The organism is Brevundimonas sp. Root1279 (assembly GCF_001425945.1).
Lineage (GTDB): Bacteria > Pseudomonadota > Alphaproteobacteria > Caulobacterales > Caulobacteraceae > Brevundimonas.
In genome coordinates, this window is sequence record NZ_LMEB01000001.1 from 304,197 (window position 1) to 317,740 (window position 13,544).

Below are 13,544 nucleotides of genomic sequence, written 5' to 3' on the forward strand. Positions count from 1 at the left end.
TGAGCGACTGGACAGCCGCGCGGCGCGCACCATTATGCGCGTCCACAAAGAAAACTCGGAGGATCGTCATGGCTCGCGTCAACCGTCAGTGGGTGCTTCGTCAGCGGCCGCAGGGCCTGATCAAGCCGGGCGATCTTGAGCTCGTGGAAAGCGCCATCCCCGATCTCGCCGACGGCGAGATCCTGGTCCGCACCGTCTACCTGTCGCTCGACCCGACCAACCGCACCTGGATGAACGACGCCGAAGGCTACCTCCCGGCCGTCCCGCTCGGCGGGGTGATGCGCGGCCTGACCCTCGGCGTCGTCGAGGAGAGCCGGTCGGAGCGCCACAAGGTCGGCGACATCGTCTCCACCGCTGCGGGCGGCTGGTCGAACTACGCGGTCCTGGCCGACAGCGTCGTCTCGCGCGTCCATCGCGCGCCCGGCCTGCCCCTGACGGCTAACATGTCGGTGCTCGGCATGACCGGGATGACCGCCTATTTCGGCGTCACCGACGTGCTCAAGGCCAAGGAAGGCGAGACCCTGGTCATCTCGGCCGCCGCCGGCGCCGTCGGCTCGATCGCCGGTCAGATCGCCAAGGCCCGCGGCGCTCGGGTCATCGGCATCGCCGGCGGGCCTGAGAAATGCCGCTGGCTGACCGAGGAGCTCGGGTTCGACGCCGCCGTCGATTACAAGAACGAGGACGTCGGCGAGGCCCTCGACCGCCTGGCCCCCGGCGGCATCGACCTGAATTTCGAGAACGTCGGCGGCGACATCATGATCGCCGTTTTCAACCGCCTGAAGGTGCACGGCCGCATGGCCGTCTGCGGTCTGATCTCCGCCTACAACGCCACCCGCATGCCGCCGTCGCCGAACTTCAGCCGGCTCATCACCCATCGTCTGCAGGTCCAGGGCTTCCTGGTGCTCGACTACGCCCACCGGGCCAAGGAGATGGTCGCCGAGATGGGGCCCTGGCTGGCCAATGGGCAGGTCAAGTGGAAGGTCCACGTCGACGATGGCCTCGAAGGCGCCGTCGACTCGCTGAATCGCTTGTTCACCGGCGACCATGACGGCAAGTTGCTGGTTCGGGTCTCCGAGGAGCCCGCGGCCTGAGGACCTTCGCATGACCGAACCGCTGCACGTCCATTTCGAGGATCTGGCGGTAGGCGAGGTCGTGCCCTTGGGGGCCTGCATGGTGGACGCGGCGGCGCTCGACATGTTCGTCGAGCGCTTCCTGCCGGGCTGGGACGCCGCCTACGGCGCTCCCGACGCCATGGTCTACGCCCTGTGGAGCCGCCTGTTCACCGACAAGGCCGCAGGCTGGGCCCAGTCCAAGATCCTGGCCGTCGACGGCCTGCGCTACATGCGCAACCCGCCCGCCGGCGAACTGATGCGCGGCCGCATGACCGTCATGGGCAAGGACCCGGTCGGCGACGAAAAGGGCATCGTCATCGCCCAGCACGACATGCTCGACGAAGCCGGGCGGCTGATCTTCTCCTGCCTGACCCGGTCGCTGCTCGCCCGTCGCTGAGCCAGTGATCAGGGGGTGGGCGGCGGTTCGATCTTCACCCGCGCCAACGAAAAGCCCCGCCCGGCGAACCGGACGGGGCTTCTTGTAGGATCAGCCGAGGGCTGAGCAGTCAGTGACCAGCAACCCCTAGTCTCTAGCCGCTGATCACTGTCGCGCCTTAGGCGTTGCCGGCGGTCGGCTGGGCGGCGGCGGCTTGCTGCACGGCCATGGCGATCAGGCGATCCCAGCCCAGCAGCGAGACGATGTGGGCGTAGATCTGGCCCAGGGCGCCGTTGTCGCGCAGTTCGGCCAGCTTCTCGGCCGACAGACCCTTCACCTTCTCTTCCGAGACGGCGAAATATTCGGCGATCTTCTGCGGGGCGGCGGCGGTGCCGTCCGGGTTGCGCGGGGTGAACAGCGCTTCCTTGGTTTCCAGCAGGTCCAGCTCGGTCAGCAGGGCGATGAAGGCCTCGGTGCGCTGACGCTCCTGTTCGAAGCTGTTGCAGAACTCCATGGCCTGCTGGGTGTACGGCGAGGGCTGGCCGTCGACGAACAGCGGGGTCGAGCCGCCTTCCGTGAGGAACGGAGCCGAGCGATCGACGCACAGGATCAGGCGCTTCTGGACGTCGTCATTGGCGAAGACGAACGGATAGCGGCGGACATAGGCCGGAATGTAGGCCTCGGCGCGGAACTCGCCGCCTTCGTTGACGAACAGGTTCTCGCCCTGGCGCAGGCCCATGACCGCGACCGGCTGCTTGGCGTCGCCGACGAAGATGACCGGATAGGACAGGGCGGCCGGCGCGAATTCGGTGACCGTCAGCGGCACGATGTTACTTTGGGCGACGAAGGCGTACGGCTGGGCGACAGGCTCGACGCCCAGCTTGCCGTGGGTTTCGACCGAGAGCGGCTCCGGCTGGCTGTAGAACAGGACGTTGCCCGAGAGCGGGGCGGCGTTGGTGGTGTCGGTCATGGACGCGGCGGTCTCTGAAAGGAGAAAGGAGGGGGCGGTTCTAACCCAGACGCGGACGACCGGCAAACCGGGTTCCCCCGGCCGTTGCGCATCATCGTTACCGCCTCGCTCAGAAGCGGTAGGTGACCCCCGCGCGGAAGTTCCGGCCAGGAAGCGGCGCGATGTCCTTCTGGAAGCTGGCGTGCTCGCGCGCTTCCTCGTCGGTCAGGTTCGAGGCCTCGGCGAACAGGGTGACGTCCGTATCGGCGAACGGGCGCACCGCCCCCTTCAGACTGACGAGGGTATAGGCGTCGGTCGGGCGCTCGAAGTCGGCGGTCCGATCCTGCTCGCCCACATGGCGCACCTCCAGCCCGGCGTCGAAGCGGCGCGAGGTCCAGTCCAGCCCGGCGGTCAGCGACCAGGGCGGGATCCGCGCGGCCGGGCCGAGGTCGGTGTCGGCCTTGACCAGGTCGGCGGCCAGTCGGGCGTTCAGCTCGCGGCCGCCGCTTTCCCAGACCGCGTATTCGGCCTCGGCTTCGAAACCGCGGAACTCGGCGCCGGTCTGGACATAGGCGAAGACCGGCAGGTGGCTGTCCGGATCCTCGGCGCCGGTGGGGCGCAGGTCGATGAAGCCGTCGTAGTTCGCGGCATAGGCGTGCAGGTCGAATTCGACCGGCCCGGAGGCGTAGTGCATCGTCGCCTCCAGCGAGGTTGCGACCTCGGAGTCCAGATCGATGTCGCCGACCTCAAAGGCCCCGGTGGCCACGTGCGGGCCGTTGGCGAACAGCTCGACCTCGCTCGGCGCGCGTTCGTTGCGCGCCAGGCTCAGGCCGAGGAACAGCGGCTGCGACGGCCGCACGAACACCCCGGCCGACGCCGAGACGTTGGAGAAGTCGCGTTCGCCGGCCACGCTGTCCAACTTGCGCTTGTCGAAGCGCAGGCCGCCTTCGGCGCCCAGACTGCCGCGGTCGTAGCGCTGCACGGTGTAGATCCCCTGCTCTGAGATCTCGGTCTGCGGCACATAGGCCTCGTCGCCGACGGCGTCGAAGTCGCGCTGCAGCACCTGGGCGCCGAGCACGCCCTGCCAGCCGGCCCGCTCGCGCTGGATCAGCTCGAACCGGCCCTCGGCCCCTTCCGAGAAGAACTGGGTGCCCACCTCACCACCCTCGAACTCGGTGTGGTGATAATCGGCCCAGCCGCCCGACAGCCGCGCCGAGCTGAACGGGCCGCTGTCGAACTCGAGCTCTCCGCGCAGATCCCAGCGGGTCTGCTGCAGGCCGATTGAGACGCCGCCTTCCTCGTGCTCGTGGTCGTGATCTTCGTGCTCATGCTCATGCTCGTGACCCGGCACGCCGTAGGTGGTGTCGGTGTGCTTGGCCGAGACGCCGATGTAGCCGCGCGAGCCGATCCAGCTGACCCCGCCGCCGATCTGGTTCAGCTCGACGAAGGTGTTCTCGACCGTGCGCTCCGGCCCGGCGGTCTCGCCCTCCTCGTCCAGCAGCCGCTGCGATTCCGGATAGACCGGAACGGCGTAGTCCTCGGCCTCGTGGGTGTAGCCGTCCAGGGTCAGGACCAGCGGCCCGGCGTTGAACTTGGTGTGGGCGCCGAAGCCGCGTCCGTCGTCGACCGTCGAGGCCTGGGCCGAGACGTGGCCGTCGACGCCGCCTTCGGCCCGCTCGGTAGGGATGCGGTCGTCGATGATGTTGACCACCCCGCCGATGGCCGAGCCACCGAACACCAAGGTCGAGGGGCCGCGCACGATCTCGATCCGGCGCGCCTCGGCCGGGTCGACCGCCACCTGGTGGTCCGGCGACACCGAGCTGGCGTCGATCATACCCAGGCCGTTGGTCAGCACCTGCACGCGCGGGCCGGACAGGCCGCGGATCACCGGGCGGCTGGCGCCGGGCGCGAAATTGGTGCTGCGCACGCCGGGCAGGCCGTTGACCAGATCGCCCAAGGTCGCCGCCGGGGCCACCGCCAGGTCTTCCTCGTCCAGCACGTCGACGGCCAACAGGCTGGCGCGGTCGGTGACGCCGAACGGGGCGCCGGTGACCACCACATCGGCCAGGGTCGCCTCGTCGTCCTGGGCCGGGGAGGGCGCAGTCTGGGCGGCGGCGACGCCGGACAGGCCGCTCCAGGCGGCGGCGGCGAGCAGGAGGGAACGGGAAGAGGTCATGAACAGTCTCGGCGTCGGGGAGGCTGTAGTGTTATGAGATAACATCACAGATGGTCAAGCCCGGCGTTGCGGCCGACGTTGCGGCTTGGGGCCCGAAGCATTAGCTGTGGCCTATGGGCGAAGCCTGTCACCACCACCATTCCGATGGTCCGCCGAGCGCCGGCGAGGTCGAGCGCGCCCTGCACGCCGCCGAGACGCGGCTGATCGGCGAGGGCGAGCGGATGACCGCCGCCCGCTCGCGCGTCCTCGCCCTGCTGCTGGAATCCGGCGAGCCGGTGAAGGCCTACGACCTGATCGCTCGCTTCGGCGAGGACGGCCAGCCCGCCAAGCCGCCGACCGTCTACCGCGCCCTGGAGTTCCTCGAGCGCAAGGGCCTCGCCCACCGCATCGCCTCGATCAGCGCCTATGTCGCCTGTTCCTCCGGCGCGCGCGACCACGCCGCCGCCTTCCTGATCTGCGACTGCTGCGGCGCGACGGAAGAGGTGTCCTCGCCGGTGGCCGGGGACCTCGGCCGCGCCGCCGAGCAAGCGGGCTACGCCATCGAGCGCACCACCATCGAAGCCCACGGCCGCTGCCCCGCTTGCCGCGTCGCGGCCTGATCGCGCTTTCGCTGGCGTCCGCGCGCGTCAACGCCTATCTGCCCTGAATGGACGCGATCCGGCTCTCCCCGCCCCGTCGCCTGAAGCTGCCTGTCGATAACCGATGGGGCGCCGGCGAACTCAGCGTGCTCGACTTTGGTGATCCGAAGCGGCCCGTCGACATCATTTTCGTCCACGCCAACGGCTTCAACGCCCTGACCTACCGCACCCTGCTGGCCCCCCTGTCGGGCTCGCTGCGTCTGTGGGCTCCGGACCTCCGCGGTCACGGCGGCAGCACCCTGCCGGCCGAGCCGCTGGGGCGCCGCGGCTGGGGCGACCACCGCGACGATCTCGTGGGGCTGCTCGACGCCCTGGACGGCCCGCCGGTGGTTCTGGCCGGCCACTCGATGGGCGGAACCTCGGCCCTGCTGGCCGCCGCCGAGCGCCCGGCCAAGGTCTCCGGCCTGGTTCTGCTCGATCCGGTGATCTGGGGCCGGCTGACCGTCGCCGCCTTCAACCTGCCTCTGGTCGGCCGCTTGGCCGAGCGCATCCCCCTGGTCCAGAACGCCCGCAAGCGCCGCGCCGTCTTCGAAAGCCGGGAGCAGGCCATGGCCGCCTACACGGGCCGCGGGGCCTTCCGCGGCTGGCCCGAGATCATGCTGGCCGACTACCTCGCCGACGGCCTGGTGGAGACGCCAGAGGGCTATGTTCTGGCCTGCCCGCCCGAATGGGAGGCCTCCAACTACGCCGCCCAAGCCCACAACCCCTGGCGGGCCCTGAAGCGGTTCGACGGTCCGGTCCACATCCTCAAGGGCGAGGCCGGCTCGACCTGCGTCATGTCCGACCGCCCCTACGGCCTGCCGCACGTCACGGTCGAGACCGTCCACGGCGGCACCCACTTCTTCCCCATGCTCAAGGCCGACGTCGCCCGCGACGCCCTGTTCGACGCGGCGGTCTGATCAGTCGTCTTTCCGGCCGGTGCGCTCGCGGGTCAGGCTGGTGCTGCGCGGCCGCGAGGGTAGGGGCGCCGGCGTCGGCTCCCGCCCGGCCAGCAACTCGCCGGCCTCGCGGGCGGTGAGCATCAGGCGGATGGCGACCTTGGCCGGATTGGGCACCGCCACCGCGCCCGAGACCCACCGACGCACGGTCGACCCATCCACTTCCAGCGCCTCGGCCAGGCGGGTCTGCCAGCCCCAGCGTCCGAACAATCGCTCGCCGGCCAGGGCCAGGTCTTCGGGCGTCAGCGACGCCCCCGGCGCGAGCGTCGCCGGAACGAAAGACGCCCCCGCCCCGGGCAGGGGCGAGGGCGTCTGGGCTGTGCCCTTGCCGGTCACTCGGCTTCCCGCAGGAAGTCGGCGATCAGGGCCGGGGCGGCGGCGTCGAAGCCGACTACGTCGAGCATGCCGCCGTCGGTCGGATCGGCGATGCTGAAGCCGTTGGACACCAAGCCCACGACCACCAGCTTCGCCGGGATCCCGGTCGCCTGCCGGTAGCGGCGCAGGGCCTCCACCGGCTTGACCTGACCGGCCCAGGTCTCCGAGTCCGTGTAGATCACGAACGCATCGACCTTCAGGCCCCGATCGAGGGCGTACAGCATCGGCGCCGCGCAGTCGGTCCCGCCGAACGGCAGGTTCGCGACCGAGGCGACCGCATCGCCCAGGCGCTGGCGCGGCGACAGAGACAGGGGCGAAATCCCCACCTCGTAACCGTGCATCGCCCCGCCGCTGCGCCAGGCGCCCGGCAGGCCGGCGGTGAAGCCGACCACATGGGTGTGCGGCTCCGTCGCCAGGGTGACCAGGGCCATGGCCGCGGCCGCCTCGCGGGCCGTCAGGGACGACCCGGCCACGCCCGCCACACCCATGGAGCCGGACACGTCCAGCGCCACCAGCATCCGCTTGCCGCTCGGCTCGACGGTTTCGAACGCCTGGTAGAAGGCGTCGTCCAGCGCGTCGACGACCGGGATCACGGGATCCCAGGTCAGCGAGCCCTTCTCGCCGCGGCCGGACCCATAGGTCCGCTGGGCGAGCAGCAGCTGCATCGGGTGGACCCGCGCCTTGGCCAGAACGCGCGCGTCCCGCAGGCGGCCGAGGACATGCGCGGCCGCGTCGGAACCCGGAGCGACCAGACCCACCGCCGTCATTCGGTTCAGGGTCCGGATCAGGGCGGTCGACGGCATGTCGGCCAGCAGGGCGTCCCAGATCGCGGCGTCCTTCAACGCCTCGGTCGGCACGGCCTCGCGCGGCAGCGACTCCATCCGGATCAGCTCGGCCAGGGCCGCGCGCTCATCCTTCAGGGACCGCGCCTGGATCGTCGCGCGGACGAGCGCAGGCAGGGTCTCGGCCTCGACCTCGCGGCCGCACAGCCAGTCGAACAGGGCCCGACGGCCTGCGTCCTCGGCCGCCGCCTTCGGGTGGGCCAGACGCAGCAGGTCGCGGTGCGACCAGCCCTCGCGGGCGCCGTACTTCACGGCCTGCAGGGCCAGCCGGTCCAGCGGCATGTCCAGGTACCAGCGGGCCACCGCGCGGCGGAGGCCGCGGCCCCAGCCGCGCAGGCCGTCCACCGCTGCGGCGAACTGGAACAGGTGCGTCCCGGTCCGCGCCACGCGCGGCAGGGCGGCCAGCGCCAGGGCGCGCGTCGCCTCGTCCCCGACCGAAGCAGCCAGGGCCAGGGCGAACAGGGCCGGATCGTTCTTGGGCGCGCGGCCGGCCTCCGAGACCTGAACGATCGTTTCGACCGCGCGGGCGCCGTCGGCGGCCAGACAGCGTTCGACCGCCTGGGCGTTCTCGCGGGTCAGGGTGCGGGCGCCGGCGTAATAGGACGCGCTCTCCGACCCGAGGATCAGGAAGCGCTTCAGGCGCGTCCAGTCATCCACCGGGAAGGCGAAGCCTCCGGCGCTGTTGGGAACCAGGCCCGTATTGGCGGCCCTGCGCTTGTCACCCGACAAACCCAAAAGCCGCGCGTAGAACCCGCTCATGCAAACCTCCTTGGCTGAGCGTTGACGCGGCGTCCGCCGGGCGTGGGGTGAGACGGGATCAGAGGCGCGGCGAACCACGGCTCCGGCGGGATTTGAACCCTGCTTGACACCAGATAACCCGAGCTCTTCGGCCCGGCGGACGAGGCTGATTTAGTGCGTAATGCACTAATGCGCAAGCGGCTTTCGCAGCCTCGCCGGGCGTGGGTCGATTCCGGGCAGCCTGGCGCCGAAGCGCCTCCCGCTTGCGGCGGGAACGGCCAGGGGTGCGAGAACCCGGAAATCATCGGCCCGGCGAGGCCGCGAGGCGAACAGGCGTGGGTGGCGAGGGTGTGGCGTACCTAAAACGATAACCCTCGGCCTTCGGCCCGTTCGGTTCGCGGACGTGGGATCGGCCAGGCTCGGTGCTCTACCATCTGAGCTACGGCGTTTCCGCCGGCGGGATTCGAACCCGCGACACCCGGTGTGACAAACGTTAAGCCTGGGCCATCGGCCCGCGAACGAGATGCGATTAGTGCATTATGCGCTAACGGTCAAGCCGTGCCTGTGACTGCGGTGCCTGGGCGCCCTAGCCGAGGCCGCCCCGGGGGGCTAAACCGCCGCCCATAAGAACAAGCCCCCCAGTTCAGGAAACGCCCACCCCATGCGCGACATCCATCACTTCATCGACGGCGCCTCGTTCACCGGCGCGTCGGGCCGCTTCTCGGACGTGTTCAATCCGAACACCGGCGAGGTCCAGGCCCGGGTCCAGCTGGCCACCGCCAGCGAGGTGGACCGCGCTGTCCAGGCCGCCCAGGCCGCCTTTGACGGCTGGTCCTCGACCAATCCGCAGCGCCGCGCCCGGGTGATGTTCGAGTTCAAGCGCCTGGTCGAGGCCAATATGGGCGAGCTGGCCGAGATGCTGTCCAGCGAGCACGGCAAGGTCATCGCCGACTCCAAGGGCGACATCCAGCGCGGCCTCGAGGTGATCGAGTTCGCCTGCGGCATCCCGCATGCGCTGAAGGGCGAATACACCTGGGGCGCCGGCCCCGGCATCGACGTCTATTCGATGCGCCAGCCGCTGGGCGTGGTCTCGGGCATCACCCCGTTCAACTTCCCCGGCATGATCCCGATGTGGATGTTCGGCGTCGCTATCGCCGTCGGCAACACCTTCGTGCTGAAGCCGTCCGAGCGTGACCCCTCGGTGCCGGTGCGCCTCGGCGAGCTGATGATGGAGGCGGGCGCTCCCGCCGGCGTTCTCAACGTCGTGCACGGCGACAAGACCGCCGTCGACGCCATCCTGACCCATCCCCAGGTCCACGCCGTCAGCTTCGTCGGCTCGTCCGACATCGCCCACTACGTCTACCAGCTGGGCGCCGCCCACGGGAAACGGGTCCAGGCCATGGGCGGGGCCAAGAACCACGGCATCGTGCTGCCCGACGCCGACATGGACCAGGTGGTCAAGGACCTGTCGGGCGCCGCGTTCGGGAGCGCCGGCGAGCGCTGCATGGCCCTGCCAGTGGTCGTGCCGGTCGGCAAGAAGACCGCGGACGAGCTGCGCGAGCGCATGGTCGCCGAGATCGACACCCTGCGCGTCGGCGTCTCGACCGACGCCCAGGCCCACTACGGCCCCGTCGTCACCGCCGCCCACAAGGCCCGCGTCGAGGGCTGGATCGACCAAGGCGTCAAGGACGGCGCCGAACTGGTCGTCGACGGCCGCGGCTTCAAGCTGCAGGGCCACGAGAACGGCTATTTCGTCGGCCCGTCGCTGTTCGACCACGTCACTGCGGACATGGAGTCCTACAAGGAAGAGATCTTCGGCCCGGTGCTGCAGATCATGCGCGCCGCCAGCTTCGAGGAGGCCCTGAGCCTGCCGAGCAAGCACCAGTACGGCAATGGCGTGGCCATCTTCACCCAGAACGGCCGCGCGGCCCGCGACTTCGCCGCCCGCGTCAACGTCGGCATGGTCGGCATCAATGTGCCGATCCCGGTGCCGGTGGCCTATCACACCTTCGGCGGTTGGAAGCGCTCGGCCTTCGGCGACACCAACCAGCACGGTATGGAAGGTCTGAAGTTCTGGACCAAGGTGAAGACCGTCACCGCCCGTTGGCCCGACAGCGAGCTGGAGCACGCCGACTCCAGCTTCGTCATCCCGACGATGGCCTGATCCGACAAAGGCGCGCCCTCCGGGGCGCGCCTTTCTTTTCCAGCCCCTGACCCGAGGACTCCATGAAGCCCAGGCTCCGCCTTCTCGCTGTCGCCCTCTGCCTGGCCTTTGCCTCGCCCGCCGCGGCGCAGACGATGAGTCCCGCTCTGGAAGCGAAGGTCATCGAGCGGGGCGAAGCCATCTCCGCCGCCACGGTGCGGACGACCGAACTCCTCGCCGGGACGATGAGCGATCCCGCGATCGCGTCGCCGACGTCGCTTCCCGGCCTCGTCGCCGCAATCGAGGCCAAGGCTGACGTCATCGCCGCCGCCCGCGTCGAACTGCGCGCCCTTCACGACGATCTCCTCGCCCGCGCCAATCTGGCGGATCAAGGCGACGGCCTGGGCGCGTCCGACGCGGCCACGCTTCGGGGCATGGACGGCAATGCGCACAAGATCGCGGCCCTGACGCTGCGCGCGGACGCCATCCTGGAGGCCTTGCAGGCGATCCCGCCGGCGGCGCGGAGCGGCGACGCTGAGCGCGTCAACGCCTCGATTCGCACCTTCGTCAGCGGGACCGTGGTGCTGCACGAGGTCCAGGCCCAGAACATGCGGTCGAAGGCGTCGGAAATGGATTCGGGCTCCCCGCAGGAAGCGCAGTTCCTCGCCATGGCCTGTTTCAGCGACGGCCAGGCGACGCTTCAGTCGGCCGTGGCCGGACTGACGGCGCGACCCGCGGCGGTCGGCGAACTGGCCAGCGCCGAGGCCTGCATGCGCGACAGCGTCGCCGCCGGACGGCGCAGCCTCGAGGCTCTTCGGCCCTGGGACGAATTCGATACCCTGGACGGTGAGATGCTGGACGCCATCGACGCGGGGGCCGGCTGGCTGGCCGACGTGAAGGACGCCGTCGCGTCCAATCAGGATACCGGCGCGATCGCCCAGGGGTTCAACCCGCCGTACTATCAGGTCGTCGCTCGGATCCAGGACGTGACCATGCGGATGAACGCCGCAGTCGCCGCCCACGCCGACTGACTCCGCCTTCTCCGTTCCCGACAACGCATTTCAATGTTAGGCGTTAAACCCGTCGCACAGTGAAGCTGGAGCGCCCTGCCGAATGCGTCGTTTTTTCATCTGGTCTGCCCTGGCGGCCGTGCTCGGCCTGGCCGTCGCCATCGGCGGTTTCTGGGCCTATCAGCACTTCTACGCCCGCTTCCAGCCGATCACCGTGGCCCAGAACCAGGCCGCCATCCAGAAGCTGCTGGATGAATCCTCGTGGCTCTCGGACGGCGGCGGCGGCGAGCCGCTCTACATCATCGGCTATCGCGACAGCCCGGCCATGCAGCGCTACGAGCGCGAGGAGGCGCCCAAGCTGCGCGCCGCCGGGGTCGAGGTGCGGGTCGTCGTCTTCGCTCGCCCTGACCGCGAGGGCCTGACCCAATCGACGGCGGCCGAACGCGCCACCGTGGCCGAGTTGTGGCTGACCCGCGATTGGACCCTCTATCAGCGGTGGACCGCCACCCCGCCGCGCAACTGGACCGCCGCCGGCATCCCCAGCGCCGATGACAGCCTGGCGCGTCGCGCCGTCGTCGACGTCGGCCGAAGCTTCGCCCAGGACCTCAGCGACAACCTCAACGGCGCCGGCCTGCAGGTCCGCTATCCGCTGATCATCTGGCGCGACCGCGAGGGCTTCATGAAGGCCTGCGCCTGCTCCGACAACCGGTCCTGGGCCTTCGTGCGCGACGATCTGGGCGCGCCTGACCGCATCGACAACGCTCCGGTCGACGCCACGCCTCTGGCCCCGGAGCCGAACGCCGAGACCCAGAGCCTGCCGTATCCGAACCTGCCGACGATCCCGCCGGCCGAGACCCCGGCGGACCCGTCGACGGCCGAGGGCGCCGCCCCGGCCCAGCCGCAGGCCGGTCGCGCTCCGACGCCGCGCAAGGCGCCCGTCGCCAGCCAGCAGGCCGAGTCGACCTTCTTCTGATCGCGTGGGGTGAGGGACGGAGGCCGGCGTCGGCGCGCCTCCAGCCGCTCGCTGGCGGCTAGAGCGCGCGCCGACAGGCCGTGATCAGTCGGGCCAGATCGCCCTCGTCCTGATACAGACCGAAGCCGAAGCGGATCGTGTCGTCGCGCACGTCGGTGACGACATTATCCTCCAGCAGGCGCTTGCGCCACGCCTGGGCCTCCGGGTGGCGGAAGGCCAGGAAGCGCGCCCGGTCGCCGTCGCCCGACACCGGATTGATCAGTTCGGCTTCGGACAGCCGCCCCGCAGAGCCGGACGCGACCGCCTCCTGTAAGCGCCGCGCCAGGGCGTTCGAATGGGCCGCGATGTCGGCGGTCGTCAGGCCGACCTGGTCCAGCAGACGGCGCACGGCGTTGAAGCGGTAGAGCGGCGACGGGTCGAAGGTGGCGCCCCAGAATCGGCCGGCGTCGCCGCGGTAGCGAACGCCCTCGGGCGGCCCCTGCAGATTGCCGAATTCGGCGAACCAGCCGGTGATCACCGGCCGCGGGCAGAAGCCGTCGGGTGCGTGCAGCATGCTCGCCCCCTCGCCGGTCATCGCGTATTTGTAGCCGCCGGTGACGTAGAAGACCTTGTCCGCGATCGCCGACAGGTCGGTCGGAATGGCCATGAAGCCGTGGTAGCCGTCGATCACCACCCACGGTCCCGCGGGCTTGGAGAGATCCGCCAGCTCCTTGAGGCGGCCGAACACCTGGCCGGTCTTGAAGAAGACGTGGCTGATGACGATCAGGTCGTAGTCGCCGCTGCGCGCCGCCTCTAGGAAGCGTTCATCGAAGGTCCCGAACGGGTGCAGGGGCACGCGGGTGACGATGGCCTCGCCGGCCTCCTCCCAGCGTTCGCCCTGGCGGCGGAAGGAGTGGAACTCGCCGTCGGTCGACAGGATGCGGGCCGGCTTGCGCTCCACGCCCGAGAAGATGCGCAGCAGGAAGTCGTGGGTGTTCGGCGCGAAGACGACGGTGTCGAGGGTGGGCAGGCGCAGCTCGCGCGCCACATGCGCCTGGGCCTCCGGGATCACGTCGCCGAAGACCAGGTCCCACTTCCGGTCGGCGAAGCGGTTGGCCTCGACCCAGGCCCGCACCTGGGCGTCGAAGGAGGCGTCAGGCCAGAGGTGGTGGCTGTGGGCCGCGAAATGCAGCCGCTCCGGATCCAGCGAGAGGGCGCGGGAGAAGAGGTCCTTGCGAGCGGGCATACGTCGTCTCCCCAGTTTCCGTCCCCACAGGTTCGATAGCGACCCGCGG

12 protein-coding genes are annotated in these 13,544 nt (G+C 70.0%); 7 read left to right on the forward strand and 5 right to left on the reverse strand.

Annotated features, from left to right (window positions below):
• Positions 1 to 68 precede the first annotated feature (68 nt).
• Together ASC65_RS01480 and ASC65_RS01485 are read left to right on the forward strand one after the other, a co-directional pair.
• Positions 69 to 1,091, forward strand: coding sequence for an NADP-dependent oxidoreductase (locus ASC65_RS01480; RefSeq protein ID WP_056448477.1), 1,023 nt, complete (start codon positions 69 to 71; stop codon positions 1,089 to 1,091).
• 10 nt (positions 1,092 to 1,101) lie between these two features.
• The gene (locus ASC65_RS01485; protein WP_056448480.1) at positions 1,102 to 1,509 is read left to right on the forward strand and encodes a hypothetical protein; all 408 of its coding nucleotides are present in this window, start codon (positions 1,102 to 1,104) and stop codon (positions 1,507 to 1,509) included.
• Between the two features lie 157 nt (positions 1,510 to 1,666).
• Here the strand turns inward: ASC65_RS01485 and ASC65_RS01490 are convergent, their stop codons facing one another.
• Positions 1,667 to 2,458, reverse strand: coding sequence for a SapC family protein (locus ASC65_RS01490; RefSeq protein ID WP_056448483.1), 792 nt, complete (start codon positions 2,456 to 2,458; stop codon positions 1,667 to 1,669).
• Between the two features lie 109 nt (positions 2,459 to 2,567).
• The gene (locus ASC65_RS01495; RefSeq protein ID WP_056448486.1) at positions 2,568 to 4,613 is read right to left on the reverse strand and encodes a TonB-dependent receptor domain-containing protein; all 2,046 of its coding nucleotides are present in this window, start codon (positions 4,611 to 4,613) and stop codon (positions 2,568 to 2,570) included.
• Between the two features lie 113 nt (positions 4,614 to 4,726).
• Between ASC65_RS01495 and ASC65_RS01500 the strand changes: the two genes are divergently transcribed.
• Together ASC65_RS01500 and ASC65_RS01505 are read left to right on the forward strand one after the other, a co-directional pair.
• Entirely contained in the window at positions 4,727 to 5,212 is a 486-nt protein-coding gene (locus tag ASC65_RS01500; protein ID WP_056448489.1) for a Fur family transcriptional regulator, read from the forward strand.
• Positions 5,213 to 5,259: 47 nt separating this feature from the next.
• Positions 5,260 to 6,150, forward strand: coding sequence for an alpha/beta fold hydrolase (locus ASC65_RS01505; RefSeq protein ID WP_056448492.1), 891 nt, complete (start codon positions 5,260 to 5,262; stop codon positions 6,148 to 6,150).
• Here ASC65_RS01505 and ASC65_RS01510 read toward each other — a convergent pair whose 3' ends face one another.
• Both ASC65_RS01510 and ASC65_RS01515 read right to left on the reverse strand, forming a co-directional pair.
• Positions 6,151 to 6,525, reverse strand: a complete 375-nt coding sequence (locus ASC65_RS01510; protein WP_056448495.1) for a hypothetical protein — start codon at positions 6,523 to 6,525, stop codon at positions 6,151 to 6,153. It lies immediately after the preceding gene.
• Positions 6,522 to 8,165, reverse strand: coding sequence for a TROVE domain-containing protein (locus ASC65_RS01515; RefSeq protein WP_082525822.1), 1,644 nt, complete (start codon positions 8,163 to 8,165; stop codon positions 6,522 to 6,524). Before ASC65_RS01515 ends, ASC65_RS01510 begins: the two co-directional genes overlap by 4 nt.
• Before the next feature lie 640 nt (positions 8,166 to 8,805).
• Between ASC65_RS01515 and ASC65_RS01520 the strand changes: the two genes are divergently transcribed.
• The 3 genes from ASC65_RS01520 to ASC65_RS01530 all read left to right on the forward strand — a co-directional run bounded on the left by ASC65_RS01520 (position 8,806) and on the right by ASC65_RS01530 (position 12,270).
• Positions 8,806 to 10,308 carry a CoA-acylating methylmalonate-semialdehyde dehydrogenase gene (locus tag ASC65_RS01520; RefSeq protein WP_056448498.1) on the forward strand — a complete coding sequence of 501 codons (1,503 nt, stop codon included), beginning with the start codon at positions 8,806 to 8,808 and terminating at the stop codon, positions 10,306 to 10,308.
• A 62-nt stretch (positions 10,309 to 10,370) separates the two neighbouring features.
• Positions 10,371 to 11,318, forward strand: a complete 948-nt coding sequence (locus ASC65_RS01525; protein ID WP_056448501.1) for a hypothetical protein — start codon at positions 10,371 to 10,373, stop codon at positions 11,316 to 11,318.
• 82 nt (positions 11,319 to 11,400) lie between these two features.
• Positions 11,401 to 12,270, forward strand: coding sequence for a hypothetical protein (locus tag ASC65_RS01530; protein WP_056448504.1), 870 nt, complete (start codon positions 11,401 to 11,403; stop codon positions 12,268 to 12,270).
• Positions 12,271 to 12,328: 58 nt separating this feature from the next.
• On the opposite strand, the gene ASC65_RS01535 is transcribed toward ASC65_RS01530, so the two are convergent.
• The gene (locus ASC65_RS01535) at positions 12,329 to 13,495 is read right to left on the reverse strand and encodes an aminotransferase class V-fold PLP-dependent enzyme (protein WP_056448506.1); all 1,167 of its coding nucleotides are present in this window, start codon (positions 13,493 to 13,495) and stop codon (positions 12,329 to 12,331) included.
• Positions 13,496 to 13,544: the final 49 nt, after the last annotated feature.